This window comes from Longimicrobium sp. (assembly GCF_036280135.1).
Taxonomy (GTDB): domain Bacteria; phylum Gemmatimonadota; class Gemmatimonadetes; order Longimicrobiales; family Longimicrobiaceae; genus Longimicrobium.
In genome coordinates this window covers 1-13,662 of sequence record NZ_DASURI010000151.1, presented here as the reverse complement: position 1 = coordinate 13,662, position 13,662 = coordinate 1, and the positions used below count along the sequence as shown (strand labels likewise).

Below are 13,662 nucleotides of genomic sequence, written 5' to 3'. Positions count from 1 at the left end.
GGGTTCTCCCCCTCCCCCGCGAAGCGGGGGCAGGGGGGTCGGGGGGAGGGGGCCCTCCGCGGGCGAGACACGCTCCGTCAGACTGCACGATCCCGGCGCCCGCGACGAAGTTCTCCTCTCCGCGAGGAACGAGCGGGGAGAGGCCGGGAGAGGGGCGGGCGGCTGCCGGCGCCATCCGTCCCCTCTCACAATGAAGTTCTCCCTTCCCCCATGCAGTTTATGGGGGAAGGGTCGGGGATGGGGGGCGCCCGCCCTTCGCGCCAACCCTCCTCGAGTCCGTCGCCCTTTTGCCGCTCCCCGCCGGCCCGGATAGATTGCCGCCCGCGCGCGATCCGCATCATCCGCACTCTCCATCCGCAGACCAACGAAGATGCCGCAGACCATCATCACCGTGGACGCGTTCACGGACCGGCCGTTCGCAGGCAACCCCGCCGCCGTGTGCGTGATGGACGGCCCGGCCGACGAGGCGTGGATGCAGCGCGTTGCCGCGGAGATGAACCTGTCCGAGACGGCGTTCCTGCATCCCCGGGACGACGGGTGGAGCCTGCGCTGGTTCACTCCCGCGGTGGAGGTCGCCCTCTGCGGCCACGCCACGCTGGCCAGCGCGCACGTGCTGTGGCAGGACGGCCGTCTGACGCCCGACGCAGTGGCGCGCTTCCACACGCGCAGCGGCCTGCTGACGGCCGCGCGCGACGGGGACTGGATCACCCTCGACTTTCCCGCCAAGCCCGAGGAGCAGGCCCCCGCGCCCGACGGGCTGGAGCAGGCGCTGGGCACGCGCATCGTCTACGCGGGACGCAGCGTGTTCGACTGGCTGGTGGAGGTGGAATCGGAGGAGGTCGTCCACGGGCTCGCGCCGGACCTTACGCTGCTGGGCAACGTGGAGGCGCGTGGCGTGATCGTCACGGCGCGCGCGGCGGGTGGGGAGCACGACTTTGTCTCGCGCTTCTTCGCGCCGCGCGTGGGCGTGCCGGAGGACCCCGTCACCGGCTCCGCGCACTGCGTGCTGGCGCCGTTCTGGGCCGCGCGCCTGGGCCGCGACACGCTCACCGGTTTCCAGGCGTCGCGCCGCGGCGGCGTGGTGAAGGTGCGCGTCGCCGGCGACCGCGTGATGCTCGGCGGGCAGGCGGTGACGGTTGTGCGGGGCGAGCTGGTCTGAACGGCAGTGCGAGAGTGCGAAAGTGCGAAAGTGCGGGAGTAACTAAAGAAAACGCGGAGATCTGCCGATGACGGAAAAGGGCGTGGCGGCACCGTCGAGCGATGACGCGGACGGTGGGACCAAGCTGGGCGTGGAGCAGGCGGAGGGGCGGATGCGCATCTCCAGCGGCGGAACGTGGGAGCCCGCCGTGGGCTACTCGCGCGCCGTGCGCGTGGGACCGCACGTGCACGTCGCGGGGACCACGGCCACGGGCAAGGACGGCTCGGTGCGGTTCCCCGGCGACGCGTACGCGCAGACGCGGCTTACGCTGCAAAAGATCCAGGCCGCGCTGCACGTGGCCGGCGCGCGGATGGAGGACGTGGTCCGCACGCGGATGTTCGTGACCGACATCTCCCGCTGGGAGGAGGTCGGCCGGGCGCACGGCGAGTTCTTCGCCGGCATCCGGCCCGCGGCCACGATGGTGGAGGTGCGCGCCCTGATCGATCCCGCCATGCTCGTGGAGATCGAGGCGGACGCCTACGTGGCATCCTGATCCGTATCGGCTGATCCGGGGCGGAGAACGAACGTTCGAACGTGTTTGCTTCGCGCGCTTTGCGGAATCTGCTAAGCCGTTGCGCCGTATCGTGATACGCGAAAGTATGGCGTGGATGCTGAAGTTTTGGTGATACGGAACTCTGGCGCGAGGGCCAATCGCGTACTATGATGCGCCCGCACTGATCCCATTTACAGCATGGACGCCACCCGCCCCACCCCGCGCTCCGGGGCGTGACTTCGCGCGTTCATCGTTCTCCCGAATCCGGTGGGTGGCGGACGGAGGATGGGGCGGTTTCGGAGCGCATCCGGCAGTACCCGAAGTACCCGACCCTCCCGGCCGCAGGATCCAATCCGGGACCTCAATCTGACACGGCAAACCCGTCGAAAGGCGGGGACGCAAAGCTACGAGGCTACCGCGGGGCCCTCACCCCGCAACGCCAGTCGAGCCGCCGACTGAGAGTCACTCCCCCATGTTCCAGAACACCCTCCGCTCCACCGCCGTCCGCGGCGCGTTTGCCGTGCTGGCCCTGGCCGCCGTGGCCAACCCGGGTCATGCGCAGCGCCGCCTGCTGGGCACCCCCGTGGCCCAGCCCCGCTCGCTGGTTGCCAGCGGCGCCGGCGTGTCCGTCGCCGCGCGCGACAGCGAGTCCGCCGGCATGCTGGTGCCCGTGGAAGGCATCAGCCGCGCGCAGCTGCACGACACGTACAACCAGGCGCGCTCCGAGGGACGCACGCACCACGCCATCGACATCCACGCCCCGCGCGGCACGCCGGCGCTGGCCGTGGCCAACGGCACGGTGATCAAGCTGCACAGCGGGTCGCGCGGCGGAATCTCCGTGTACCTGCTGGACGACGACGGCCGCACGCGCTACTACTACGCGCACCTGGACGGCTATGCCGAGGGGCTGCACGAAGGCCAGCGCGTGGAGCGCGGCGAGGTGATCGGGTACGTGGGCGACACGGGCAACGCGCAGCCCGGCGACTACCACCTGCACTTCAGCGTGGCCATCCTGGACAGCTCCGACCGCTGGTGGGAGGGCCGCAACCTGAACCCCTACGACCTGCTGCGCCCCGCGCGCTGATCCGCGCCGCGCGCAGTCGCCTCGCCGCCCCGTCCGCCCCCCACGCGGACGGGGCGGCGTTCGTTTCGGCGGATGATGCGCATCCGAAGGGACATGGTGCCAAGTGCCAAGTACCGAGTGCCAAGTGCCAAGTGGACTGAACATCACCGTCGGCGGGATGATTGCCCGGCGGAGCAGGGTATTGCAGGTTGGATGACGTTCGTGCGCCTCGCCGAAGTCCGTCCGCCGTTACTCTCGCACTTTCGCACTTTCGCACTTTCGCACTTTCGCACTTTCGCACTCACGCACTCACGCACTTCCTCCGCCGTGCAGATCGAAACCCTGTCCGCCACGCTCAGCGTGCTGTCGGCGATGGTCACGCCGGCGGTGCTCATCCTGGGCAGCAGCTCCCTCATCCTGGCCACCAGCAACCGGCTGACGCGCGCCGTGGACCGCACGCGCGCCATCGCCGAGCGCGTGACGGAAGAGGCCAAGGACGAGGAGCGCACGCTGCTGCCCGAGGAGCGCGACCTGCTGCTGGAGCAGCTGGGGCGCACGGCGCGGCGGGCCAAGCTGCTCACGCGCGCGCTCACGCGGCTGTACATGGCGCTGGCCATCTTCATCGCCACGAGCGTGGCCATCGGCGTGGTGGCGGTGACGAAGGTGGCGTACGCGTGGGTGGCGCTGGGGATGGGGTTCATCGGGGCGCTGCTGCTGTTCTGGAGCAGCGTGCTGCTGATCATGGAGTCGCGCATCTCGCTCACGGCCGTGTACGACGAGATGGAGTTCGTGCAGCGGCTGCGCCAGCGCTACTCCCCACCCGACAACATCGTGGGCCGCGCCCGCGCCCGACCGCGGTGGCGGCGGGGATAGGTGGAATCACCTCGTCCAGGGACCGCCGGCGGGCCATGTCATGACCGCCGGTTTGTCCGCGTGAAGCACGTCGAGAGGGAGAAGCAGGAACCCCCGGAGGAACTCGGTGACGGACGCCAGGTCGGGAGCGGACAGGCCTGTACGGGCAAGGAACGCCGTCCACTGCCGCTGCCTGGCGGGATCATCGAAGTACTCCGGCGACAGGGCAACGGGTGTCCCGCCCGGGATCGCGGTTTCCCGCCGTGTGAACGTCGCCGAGATCGCGCCGCAGAGGGTTTCCCCGGAGAAATCGAAGCTCCTGGCAATGATCCAGAGATCGTAGAAGTCCTTCATCCGCGTGTTGGCGAGCCCGAGCGAGACCATCGCCTGGAGCTTTTCGGCCACAACGGTCTCCGGCGGATACGCCAGCAGCACGGGTGCGGCGCCGTCCAGCAGCGTGGGATACGTGACTTCCGTGATCCCGGGCGTGACCGCGTCGCCGAAACCGACGTCCACCTGCATAGGGACGCGTGCGTTCCCCAGTCGCGCGGCCATCGTCACCCGGACGCCGCCGTACTCCTGGTTCTCGCGGATCTCCTCGCTGCGAAGGGTGCCCGGCTCCAGCTCAAGCCCGTCTTTCTCCGCGTGCGTTTCCCACAGGCTCGCGAAGATGGACTCCAGCCTCCGTCTGCTGGGCTCGCCGCGGCCCAGGAGGTCCAGGTCACGCGTGGGACGGTGCGCGCTGACGGACCACGCGCGCAGCAGCATCGCGCCCTTCAGCACGAAGTCCGCGCGATGCGGAGAGCGGCCCAGGCGGTACAGCAGCCGCTCGAGGCCGTAGAGGGTCAGGAGAAAGTTGAAGTCTTCACCGCGCTCCCGCGCCAGGTTCAGCAGGCGCTGCCGCACGGACGCTGGTACGTTGCGTGGAGACTCGTTCGTCATGTCAGCGCCTGGAGATAAGGCGTCATCACGCGTGTCATGCGGCAGGCGGCCGCCGCGCGCATCAGCTCGTCGGGGGTGGCGAGGCGGTGGCGCAGGGAGTCGCGCAGGGCCTCGACGGCCACATCCACGCCGATCTTGTTGCGGTACTTGAAGCAATCCGCCACTGTCTTGGCGGACGAGTAGACGCGGACGGGCACGCCCTCCACCATGTGCCGCTCCACGCCATACGTCCACGCGGCGCCGGAAAAGCGCACGATGCGGAGCGGCGGGTGATCCACGCGCGGCTGCCACGCCTTCTCTTCCAGGGCCATCCACACGGCGTGCGGCATCTGCGTGCCGATGCCGTGAAAGCGCAGCGCCGAGAGCAGGCAGATCACGCCGTGCGGAACGCGCGCGCCCGCCTCGGCGAGGGTGTGGCTCTCGGACAGGTCCGCGCCGACGGGTACGTACAGGCCGCGGCCCACGCGCTCCACGGCGCCGTCCGCGAGCAGCAGCTGCAGGTAATGTCGTGGAATCCCGTGCCCATCCAGGTCCCGCGGCCGCAGGGCCCCGCGCCCGCGCAGCAGGTCCAGCGTCCGTTCTCGAAAGTCCGTCATCGCGCTCCTCTCATTATCCTCATGAATTGTATGCAAGTCCCGAGGATTTGAAAAGTGGAGGCGCGTCCGTTCTTCACCTCCCGCATCCTTCGAGGCACGTCATGGGTACCACGTACGCCAACATCACGCTGCGCGGGCCGACGCAGGCGCAGGTCATCGAAGCCGCCCAGGAGCAGGGGATGACCTGCTTTGTCTCGCCCACGGACCGGGGCGTCACGGTGGTGTACGACGCGCGCTGCGAGGACGAGCCGGATGCGCTGCGGCCCGTGACGCGCTGGCTCTCGCGCCGGCTGGCGTGCGCGGCGTGGGGCGTGTTCGTATTCGACAGCGACGTCTTTCAGTACGTCCTGTGCCGCGACGGCGAGGTGGTGGACGAGTACGACTCGCGGCCGGGCTATCCGTCCGCCGTGCGCGGCCAGCCGCGCGGCGGAAGCGCGGACGTGCTGTGCCGCGAGATGCAGCTCAGGTCCGCGGATGTCCAGGAAGTAGGCCGGTTCCTCCACAGCCCCAACGACGACAACGAGTTCCGGTACGCCATGCGACGCCACGGCGGCCTGATGGACGAGCTGGGCCACCCGGACCTGGCGTACACGTTCCGGTTCAGCGACTTCTGGATGGAGGAGGATCCGCCGGAGGGGTACGAGGCGGAGCAGTTCATCCTCGTGGGAGACGAGGAGATCCCGGCGCCCTACGCCGTCGAGCGGCAGGCATAGGCGCGCGTCCGGCGCGGGCGGGGCGCCGGACACATCGCGGAATGTCGGATCACACGGCGGTTACCCGTTCGCGGCTTCCAGGCCCCGGGGCGAGGTGGCGGAGTGGTCCGCCACGTCGTTGGCGCCGCTCTGGCGCGCGCAGTGGGCGCAGCAGTAGAACGTGCCGTTGGCCTCCACGCCGTGCCCCAGCACCTTGCAGCCGCAGTGTGCGCAGACGGGCGCCAGCTTGTGGATGGCGCACTCGAAGCTGTCGAACACGTGCCGGTTGCCGGCCGTGATCACCTCGAACGACAGGTAGTAGTCGTTCCCGCACACTTCGCACTTCGCCATCGGTTCCTCCCTCGTCCGTGGGCCGTCGGTTCGCGAGGGGCGCCGGGCATGCATCCGCCGGGCCACGCCTCCCGCACGCGGGCGAAGGGCTGTCGGCAGGCATCCGGGATGGTGATGTCGCGGGATGCAGAGAGGCGCGGCGGGCTGCGGGATTGAGTTGACCGAGACGAGGAGAAGAGGATGCGGATGCGATGGATGACGGCGGTGCTGGCGCCGGCGCTGCTCGGCGCGGCGCCCATGCAGCGGGACGCGCAGGGGCCGCTGTCGGCGCTGGCGTTCATGAGCGGATGCTGGCGGGGGACCGGCGCGGATTCGACAACCATCGAGGAGACGTGGACGGCGGCGGACGCGGACGCCATGCTGGCCACCACGCGCTACCTGCGTGACGGCCGCGTGCGCGGATGGGAGTTCTCGCGCATCCACGCCGACTCCGCGGGGCAGATCGTCCTCACGCCGTACCCGGACGGCGCGCCGGCCGCCCCCTTCCGCCTGGAGATGACGACGGAGGGGACGGCCGTCTTTTCCAACCCGGAGAACGATTTTCCGCAGAACATCATCTACCGCGGCGACGGCGAGACCATCCTGGCCGTGCGGCTGGACGGCGGCGGGCCGCCCGTGGAGTGGCGGATGCTGCCCGGCGCGTGCGGCACCTGACCCGCCCGCGCCGGCCATTCGCATCCGCCCCGCCTACGGACGGCGGACGAGCACCATGGGCGGGCCGTTCGCGCGGACGGTGAGCGTCGTGGCATCGTCCGAGAACTCGAAGCCGAACGTGCCCGGCCCGCCGTCCCACAGGAACCGGGTGGGCGAGATGGGCAGCGCCACGGCCTCGAACCCGTCGTCGCCCCGTATGCGCAGGCCGCCGTCGATCGCCTCCACCGTCGCCCGCAGCGGCCGGTCGCCCGTGGCCACGTAGGTGCCGGCCAGCCGCGCCAGCACAGCCGGGTCCACCGCCACGGCCTCGGGGATGTCGATGACGAACGGCGGACGCCGGATGCCCGCCACGCACGCCGTGTCCAGCCCGCGCACGGACGCCTGCTGGACGAAGCGCATCAGCAGCCCCTGCACGCATCCGCCGTCATTCATGCCGCCGGAGCCGTGTGCCCCGCCGGGGACGATGACGTGCAACGAGTTGGGCAGCGTCCGCGCGGCCAGGGTGCCGCCGCTGGCCGGGGTCACGGGGTCCAGCTCGCCGGAGATGAGCAGCACGGGCGCATCGGACCGCAGGGGCTGGTGGTAGTCCGCCGCGACGGCGTGGCGCGGCCACCCCTCGCACGCCGCGGCCTGCTGCCGCACGCGGTAGTCGCCCAGGAGGGTGCGGCCGTTCTCCGCGGCGGCGGCCGCCTGGTCGATGAAGGGCACGTCCTCGCTGCAGGTGAGCGCCAGGTACAGCCCCCACGAGCTGTCGGCCGAGCCCCGCCGGTCGCCCAGCCCGTAGCGGATCAGCGGCCGGTAGTCGCCTTCGAACGCGCGGTGGACGACGAACGGCACCGTGCTGGCCATCCCCGGATCGTACATCATCTTGCGGAGGGTCTCCGCGAACGTCCCGTACGACATCGAAAGCCGCGTCATCCGCCCCGTCTCGCGGTCGCGGATCTCCGCCGTCACCGGCCCCTGGCGAATGCGGTCCGCCACCGCCCGCAGCTCCGCCGCGACGTCGGGGAACGCCCCGTTGCACGCCGCGTCCGCACGGCACTTCGCAAAGAGCCCCGCCAGCGCGGCGTCCATGTCGCGCGCGTAGTCCCTGGGCTGCAGGAACCCGAACGGCACCACGCCCTCCAGCACCACGCTGCGCACGCTTTGCGGGTACATCCGCAGGTACACGAGGGCCGCGCGCGTGCCGTACGATCCGCCCCACAGGTCCAGCCGGTCGTAGCCCAGCGCCCTGCGCCACGCCTCCGTGTCGTGCGCCATCTCGGGGAAGCCGTAGCGCGTGAGGTCCGCGAAGGTGGCCAGCGAGTCGCGGCAGGCGGCCGCGCGCGCCGGCGGAAGAAAGTCGTCCAGGTACGACTGCGGGTTGGCGGGATCGCGCAGGTTGCAGACGAGCGGGCTGGAGCTGCCCGTGCCGCGCTGGTCCACGAATACCAGGTCGCGCCCCTCGCGCACGGCGTCGAAGTCCTGCCAGATCCACGGCGCCATGCTGGATGCCGCCTGCCCCGGCCCCCCGCCGAAGAACGTCATGGCCTGGCGGATCGGCTGCAGCCCGCGGCCGGGGATCACGATGATGGCCAGGCTGAGCTGCCGGCCGCCGGGCTGTTCGCGGTTCTCCGGCACCTGCAGCGTGCCGCAGCGCGCGTCCGCGGGCAGGTTGGGGTTGGTGCACGCGCTCCAGGCGGGCGTCTGCGCGTCCGTGCCGGCGGCGGCCAGCAGCGCCGCGGCCAGCGGGACGAGGGGGATGAGGCGGGACGGGCGCATGGGCGGTCCTCCGGGCGGGGTGGATGGGGCATGACCGGCGCGGAACCCCTGTTGGATGCGGACAGGAAACGATTGGTTTACGGGCGAAGAACGGCGGAAGGGCTAAAAGGGCAGAAGAGCAAGGGAGGATGGGGATCGTGCACAGAGGCGTGTAATCTGCCGGCCCGCTGAGCGCCCCCCATCCCCGACCCTTCCCCCATAAACGGCATGGGGGAAGGGAGAACGACATCGCGGGCGCCGGGTCCGTACACGGAGGCGGGCTGTTTCTGGCCCGCGGAGGGCCCCCTCCCCCCGGCCCCCTGCCCCCGCTTCGCGGGGGAGGGGGAGGCCTGAACTCGGACGAAGGCTGCCCTCCCTCGCGAGCCAACTCCCTCCCCCACGCAGTTTGTGGGGGAGGGTCGGGGAGGGGGGCGCCCGGCGTGCCGCGCGGATTCACCCCCATGCACGAGCGGCCGATACTCCGTTCCACACTTTGCCACTTTCGCACTTTCGCACTTTCGCACTCACGCACTTTCGCACTTTCGCACTTTCGCACTTTCGCACTTTCGCACTCCCGCACTCCCGCACTCCCGCACTCCCGCACTCCCGCACTCCCGCACTCCCGCACTCCCGCACTCCTACGGCCCGAAACTTGTTCCGTCTCGTCCGGCTGGACCCGCGCGCCCTTGACGACGCACCATGACCGAGCCGACGCACGCCCATCCGCCGGACGCGAACGCCCGTGCATCCACCCCGCCGCAGCCCCCGCTGGCCTCGGTGGAGTGGGACGCGGACGGGCGCGTGGCGCGCTGGAGCCCCGAGGCCGAGGCGCTCTTTGGCTGGTCGGCGGACGAGGTACGCGGCCGGACGGCGTCCCAGTGGCCCATCATCCACCCCGACGACGTGCCGCAGGTGCGCCAGGTGGCGTCGGACCTGGCCGAGGGGCGCGCGCGGCAGACGTTCTCCGCCAACCGCAACCTCACCCGCGACGGCCGCGTCCTGCACTGCGAGTGGTACAACACGGCCATCGTGGACTCGCGCGGCGTGACGCTGGGCCAGCTCTCGCTCGTGCTGGACGTGACGGAGCGGGTGCGGGCCGAGCAGCGCGCCGAGCACGCCGCCGGCCGCACGCGCTCGCTGCAGGCCATCACCGAGTTGCTGTCGGAGGCGCTCACCCCCGCGCAGGTGGCCGGCGTGGTGATGGACCAGGGGATCGGCTCCCTGGCGGCCGACGCGGGCGTGCTGGTGCTGGTGACGGCGGACGGCGCGCACCTGGAGGTGCTGGCCTCGCGCGGGTACGCGCCGGGACGCATCGAGGGGTGGCAGCGCTTTCCCCTGGACGCCGGCGTTCCCATCGCGGACGCGGCGCGCACGGGCGAGGTGGTCGTCGTGCGGTCGTTCGAGGAGCGCGCCACGCGCTACCCCGCCATCGTGGGCCAAGCCGGCGACCATCCCATGTCCGTGTCCGTTCCCCTCGTCGTCGAAGGCGAGCGGGTGGGCGCCATGGGGCTGAGCTTTCGCGCGCCGCACGTGTTTGGCGACGACGATCGCGCGTTCATGCTGGCCCTGGGCCGCCAGTGCGCGCAGGCCGTCCGCCGCGCACGGCTGTACCAGGCCGAGCACCGCGCCCGCGCCGCCGCCGAGGAGAGCGAGCGGCAGTTTCGCCTGCTGGCGGAATCCATCCCCCAGCTGGCGTGGATGGCGGACGAGACGGGCTCCCTTACCTGGTACAACCAGCGCTGGTACGACTACACGGGCACCACGTGGGAGCAGATGCGCGGCTGGGGATGGCGATCCGTCCATCACCCGGACGAGCTGCCGGGGGTGGAGGCCCGCTTTCGCCGCGCCATCCAGGCCGGCGAGCCGTGGGAAGATACCTTTCCCCTGCGCGGCGCGGACGGCGCGTTTCGCCGTTTTCTCTCTCGCGCGCTGCCCCTGCGCGACGAGGCGGGGCGCATTGTCCGCTGGTTCGGCACCAACACGGACGTGGAAGAGAACCTGCGCGCGCTGGAAGGCCGCGCGCAGGCCCTGGCCGAGGCGCAGGCCGCGCGCACGCAGGCCGAGGAGGCCAGCCGCGCCAAGTCGGTGTTCCTGGCGACCATGAGCCACGAGATCCGCACGCCCATCAACGCCGTCATCGGGTACGCGGAGCTGCTGGACATGGGGCTGCAGGGCCCGCTGAACGACGGGCAGCGCGGGTACCTGGACCGCATCCGCGTAAGCAGCCAGCACCTGCTGGGGCTGGTGAACGACGTGCTGGACTTCGCCAAGATCGAGGCGGGGCAGATGGGCGTGGCCCGCGAGCACGTGCTGCTGCGCGACGCGGCGTCCGACGCCATCAACATGGTGCTGCCGCAGGCCACGGCGCGGGGTATCGAGGTGCGCGAGGAGCCGTGCGACGCCGAGGCCGCCTACGTGGGCGACCGCGACCGCGTGCGGCAGATCCTGCTCAACCTGCTGAGCAACGCCGTCAAGTTCACCCGTCCCGGCGGTACCGTCTCGGTGCGCTGCTGGGGCGACGCCGAGCCCCTGCCGGGGGTGCATCCGCCGCAGCCGGGGCCGTACGCCTGCATCGAGGTGGAAGACACGGGGATCGGCATCGCGCCGGAGCAGCTGGCCCGCGTCTTCGAGCCGTTCACGCAGGTGGACGACACGCACACGCGAGAGACGGGCGGCACGGGGCTGGGGCTGGCCATCAGCCGCCGCTTTGCCCGGCTGATGGGCGGTGAGCTCTCCGCCCGCAGCCGGCCGGGGCTGGGCTCCGTGTTTACGCTGTGGCTGCCGGGCTTCATGCCCGAGGAGCCCGCCGCCGCGGACGAGTGGCCGCGCGACGCGGGCGAGATCCCCGGGCTGGCGGCGGCGGCGCGCATGCTGGAGGAGCAGGTGGAGCGCGTGCTGGACGCGTGGGTGGAGCGGATGGGACGTGATGCCGGTGTGCCGCACGCGCACGGGCTGGAGCGCGAGCTGGTGGAGGACCACACCATCTCGTACATCGTGGAGGTGGCGCGGGCGCTCATCACCCTGGATGCCACGGGCGGCGAGCCCGTGTTCATGCGCGACGGCGAGAGCATCCAGCGCACCATCGCCTCGCTGCACGGGGCGCAGCGGGCGCGGCTGGGCTTTACGACGGACGAGGTGGCGCGCGAGTACGTGCTGCTGGGCGAGGTGATCGAGGAGCACGTGCAGGACGCCGCGATGCGTGCCGGCGCGGACCCCGCGCCCATCGTGGTCCTGGCGCGGCGGCTGCTGGACCGCGGCGCGCGCGTGGCCGCCGAGGCGCACGCCTCCATCCCCGACAGCGAGCGGCTGCTGGCCGAAACCCAGCGCGTGATCGACCGCACGGCCAGGACGGTGCGGCAGGTACGCAAGCGGATGGAGGAGATGTAGGCGCGGGGCCGGCTTCGGGGCGGAGAGGAGGGATCGCACGGGAAGGGATCGCGTGGAAAGGGATGGATCCCGCGGCGGGCGAGCGCCCCCCATCCCCGACCCTTCCCCCATAAACGGCATGGGGGAAGGGAGAACTTCATCTGGGCATTCGGACGGCTCGCGCCGGCAGCAGCCCGCCCCTCTCCCGGCCTCTCCCCGCTCGTTCCTCGCGGAGAGAGGAGACCAGAACGGGGCTCCCGGATCGTGCACGCTGGCGGAGCGTGTCTCGCCCGCCGAGGGCCCCCTCCCCCCGGCCCCCTGCCCCCGCTTCGCGGGGGAGGGGGAGAACCCAGCCCCAGCACGAACTGACCTTCGCGCGCTGAACTCGCCCTCTCGCTAACCCCTCCCCCGAAGTTGGGGGAGGGGTCGACCGCCGTTGCGAGGAACGAGCAAAAAGGCGGTCGGGGGAGAGGGCCCCCGTCGCGCAGCGACGGTCCTTTCCCGCTCTGGAATCGTCTTCTCCGCCGCGACACCAAACGAAGAACCGGCCCCCCGCTCCAGGCGGGTGCCGGTTCTCGTTATCCTGCTGCCATCCGACGCGCGCGTTCGACGCCGGTCAGGGCGCCTCGTCCGTCGTGGTGTCGATGGCGGCGGGCTCGGCGGGCGCGTTGGGGATGAACAGCGTGTCGCGCGGGGCCTCGGGCGTGGCCGACGCTTCCGGCGCCGCGGCCGCGGGCGCGCCCAGTACGCGCGGGCCCGTCTCGCGCGGCTCCGACGGCGGCAGGGGGCGCAGCTCCGGGATCTCGGCCAGGGCGAACGAGGCGCCGCCCCGCGCGCCGGCGCTGGACCGCAGCCGCGACATGGCGAGCGGCGGGATCTGCAGGCTGTCCACGCCGCCGCGGGCCAGCTCGCCGCGCACCCGCGCCGCGAAGTCGCCGCCCTTGCCGTACACGTCGGGGAACACGTGCAGCCGGTCGCCCCGCAGCTCGGCCACGTTGTACGTCACGCGCATGCGGATGGAGCGCGCCATCACCGTGTGGCGCTGCTCGCGGCCCGGGCGCGACATGCGGTCCAGCTCGGCGCCTTCCATGGACGGCGCGGCGATCTGGTGCAGGCGCCGCGCGAGGTCCACCACGTCGGCGTTGGACATGCGGATGCACCCGTGTGACGCCGGCGCGCCCAGCCGCCCCTCGCTGTTGGTGCCATGGATGTAGATGAGCTCATCCATGTGCAGCTTGACCCGGCCCATGGGGTTGTTGGGGCCCGGCGGCTCCGGCTTGCGGTTGCGCGCCCAGCCGCTCTCCGGCGGCGGGTTCCACCACGGGTTCCAGATGACCGTCGCCAGCAGGTAGTCGCCCACGGGCGTGGGATAGCGCGCGCTGCCCACGGAGACCGGATAGCTCTTGACCACGCTGTCCCCCTGGACGAGCTGCAGGCGTCCGCTGGGGATGTTGACCACCACCTCCACGTCGGGGACGATCTGCCGCTTGGGCTTTGCGGGCTGGGCGCTGTCGGCCGCCGCGGTGGCGCTGTCGGCGCGCCCGGCTCCGTCGGCACTGGGTGGAAGAAAGGCGTTTCCGCCCGAGACGGTGCCCGTGGCATTGCGCCGCAGCAGCGCCGCGCTGAGCGCGACCGACGCCACCAGGAGAATGCCGAACTTGCCTGCGCGGGACCTGAGCATGTGAGGGGGGCCTGCCGGTAAAGAGGTAGTGCGT

General features: G+C 71.5%; 12 protein-coding genes and 1 riboswitch. Of the genes, 7 read left to right on the top strand and 5 right to left on the bottom strand.

Annotated features, from left to right (window positions below; all coding sequences use genetic code 11):
- Positions 1-370 precede the first annotated feature (370 nt).
- From VFZ20_RS04620 to VFZ20_RS04605, 4 genes are all read left to right on the top strand, one after another.
- Positions 371-1,159, top strand: coding sequence for a PhzF family phenazine biosynthesis protein (locus VFZ20_RS04620; protein ID WP_329682661.1), 789 nt, complete (start codon positions 371-373; stop codon positions 1,157-1,159).
- Between the two features lie 151 nt (positions 1,160-1,310).
- On the top strand, positions 1,311-1,691 hold the full coding sequence (locus VFZ20_RS04615) for a RidA family protein (protein ID WP_349264063.1): 381 nt from the start codon (positions 1,311-1,313) through the stop codon (positions 1,689-1,691).
- 363 nt (positions 1,692-2,054) lie between these two features.
- Positions 2,055-2,147: riboswitch (cyclic di-GMP riboswitch) on the top strand.
- Positions 2,148-2,163: 16 nt separating this feature from the next.
- Positions 2,164-2,775 carry a M23 family metallopeptidase gene (locus VFZ20_RS04610; RefSeq protein WP_329682659.1) on the top strand — a complete coding sequence of 204 codons (612 nt, stop codon included), beginning with the start codon at positions 2,164-2,166 and terminating at the stop codon, positions 2,773-2,775.
- A gap of 306 nt (positions 2,776-3,081) precedes the next feature.
- On the top strand, positions 3,082-3,627 hold the full coding sequence (locus VFZ20_RS04605; protein WP_329682658.1) for a DUF2721 domain-containing protein: 546 nt from the start codon (positions 3,082-3,084) through the stop codon (positions 3,625-3,627).
- A 6-nt stretch (positions 3,628-3,633) separates the two neighbouring features.
- Here the strand turns inward: VFZ20_RS04605 and VFZ20_RS04600 are convergent, their stop codons facing one another.
- Together VFZ20_RS04600 and VFZ20_RS04595 are read right to left on the bottom strand one after the other, a co-directional pair.
- Positions 3,634-4,548, bottom strand: coding sequence for a nucleotidyl transferase AbiEii/AbiGii toxin family protein (locus tag VFZ20_RS04600; protein ID WP_329682657.1), 915 nt, complete (start codon positions 4,546-4,548; stop codon positions 3,634-3,636).
- Positions 4,545-5,144, bottom strand: coding sequence for a type IV toxin-antitoxin system AbiEi family antitoxin domain-containing protein (locus tag VFZ20_RS04595; protein ID WP_329682656.1), 600 nt, complete (start codon positions 5,142-5,144; stop codon positions 4,545-4,547). The genes VFZ20_RS04600 and VFZ20_RS04595 overlap by 4 nt, the downstream gene beginning before the upstream one ends.
- 101 nt (positions 5,145-5,245) lie before the next feature.
- On the opposite strand from VFZ20_RS04595, the gene VFZ20_RS04590 reads away from it, so the two are divergent.
- Positions 5,246-5,857, top strand: coding sequence for a hypothetical protein (locus VFZ20_RS04590; protein WP_329682655.1), 612 nt, complete (start codon positions 5,246-5,248; stop codon positions 5,855-5,857).
- 60 nt (positions 5,858-5,917) lie between these two features.
- On the opposite strand, the gene VFZ20_RS04585 is transcribed toward VFZ20_RS04590, so the two are convergent.
- On the bottom strand, positions 5,918-6,187 hold the full coding sequence (locus VFZ20_RS04585) for a hypothetical protein (RefSeq protein WP_329682654.1): 270 nt from the start codon (positions 6,185-6,187) through the stop codon (positions 5,918-5,920).
- A 180-nt stretch (positions 6,188-6,367) separates the two neighbouring features.
- On the opposite strand from VFZ20_RS04585, the gene VFZ20_RS04580 reads away from it, so the two are divergent.
- Positions 6,368-6,841, top strand: a complete 474-nt coding sequence (locus VFZ20_RS04580) for a DUF6265 family protein (protein ID WP_329682653.1) — start codon at positions 6,368-6,370, stop codon at positions 6,839-6,841.
- Between the two features lie 33 nt (positions 6,842-6,874).
- Here VFZ20_RS04580 and VFZ20_RS04575 read toward each other — a convergent pair whose 3' ends face one another.
- Complete coding sequence (locus VFZ20_RS04575) at positions 6,875-8,602, bottom strand: alpha/beta hydrolase (RefSeq protein WP_329682652.1); 1,728 nt, start codon at positions 8,600-8,602, stop codon at positions 6,875-6,877.
- A 678-nt stretch (positions 8,603-9,280) separates the two neighbouring features.
- Between VFZ20_RS04575 and VFZ20_RS04570 the strand changes: the two genes are divergently transcribed.
- Positions 9,281-11,968 carry a PAS domain S-box protein gene (locus tag VFZ20_RS04570; protein ID WP_329682651.1) on the top strand — a complete coding sequence of 896 codons (2,688 nt, stop codon included), beginning with the start codon at positions 9,281-9,283 and terminating at the stop codon, positions 11,966-11,968.
- 595 nt (positions 11,969-12,563) lie between these two features.
- Here VFZ20_RS04570 and VFZ20_RS04565 read toward each other — a convergent pair.
- Positions 12,564-13,628, bottom strand: a complete 1,065-nt coding sequence (locus VFZ20_RS04565) for a L,D-transpeptidase (protein ID WP_329682650.1) — start codon at positions 13,626-13,628, stop codon at positions 12,564-12,566.
- Positions 13,629-13,662 lie beyond the last annotated feature (34 nt).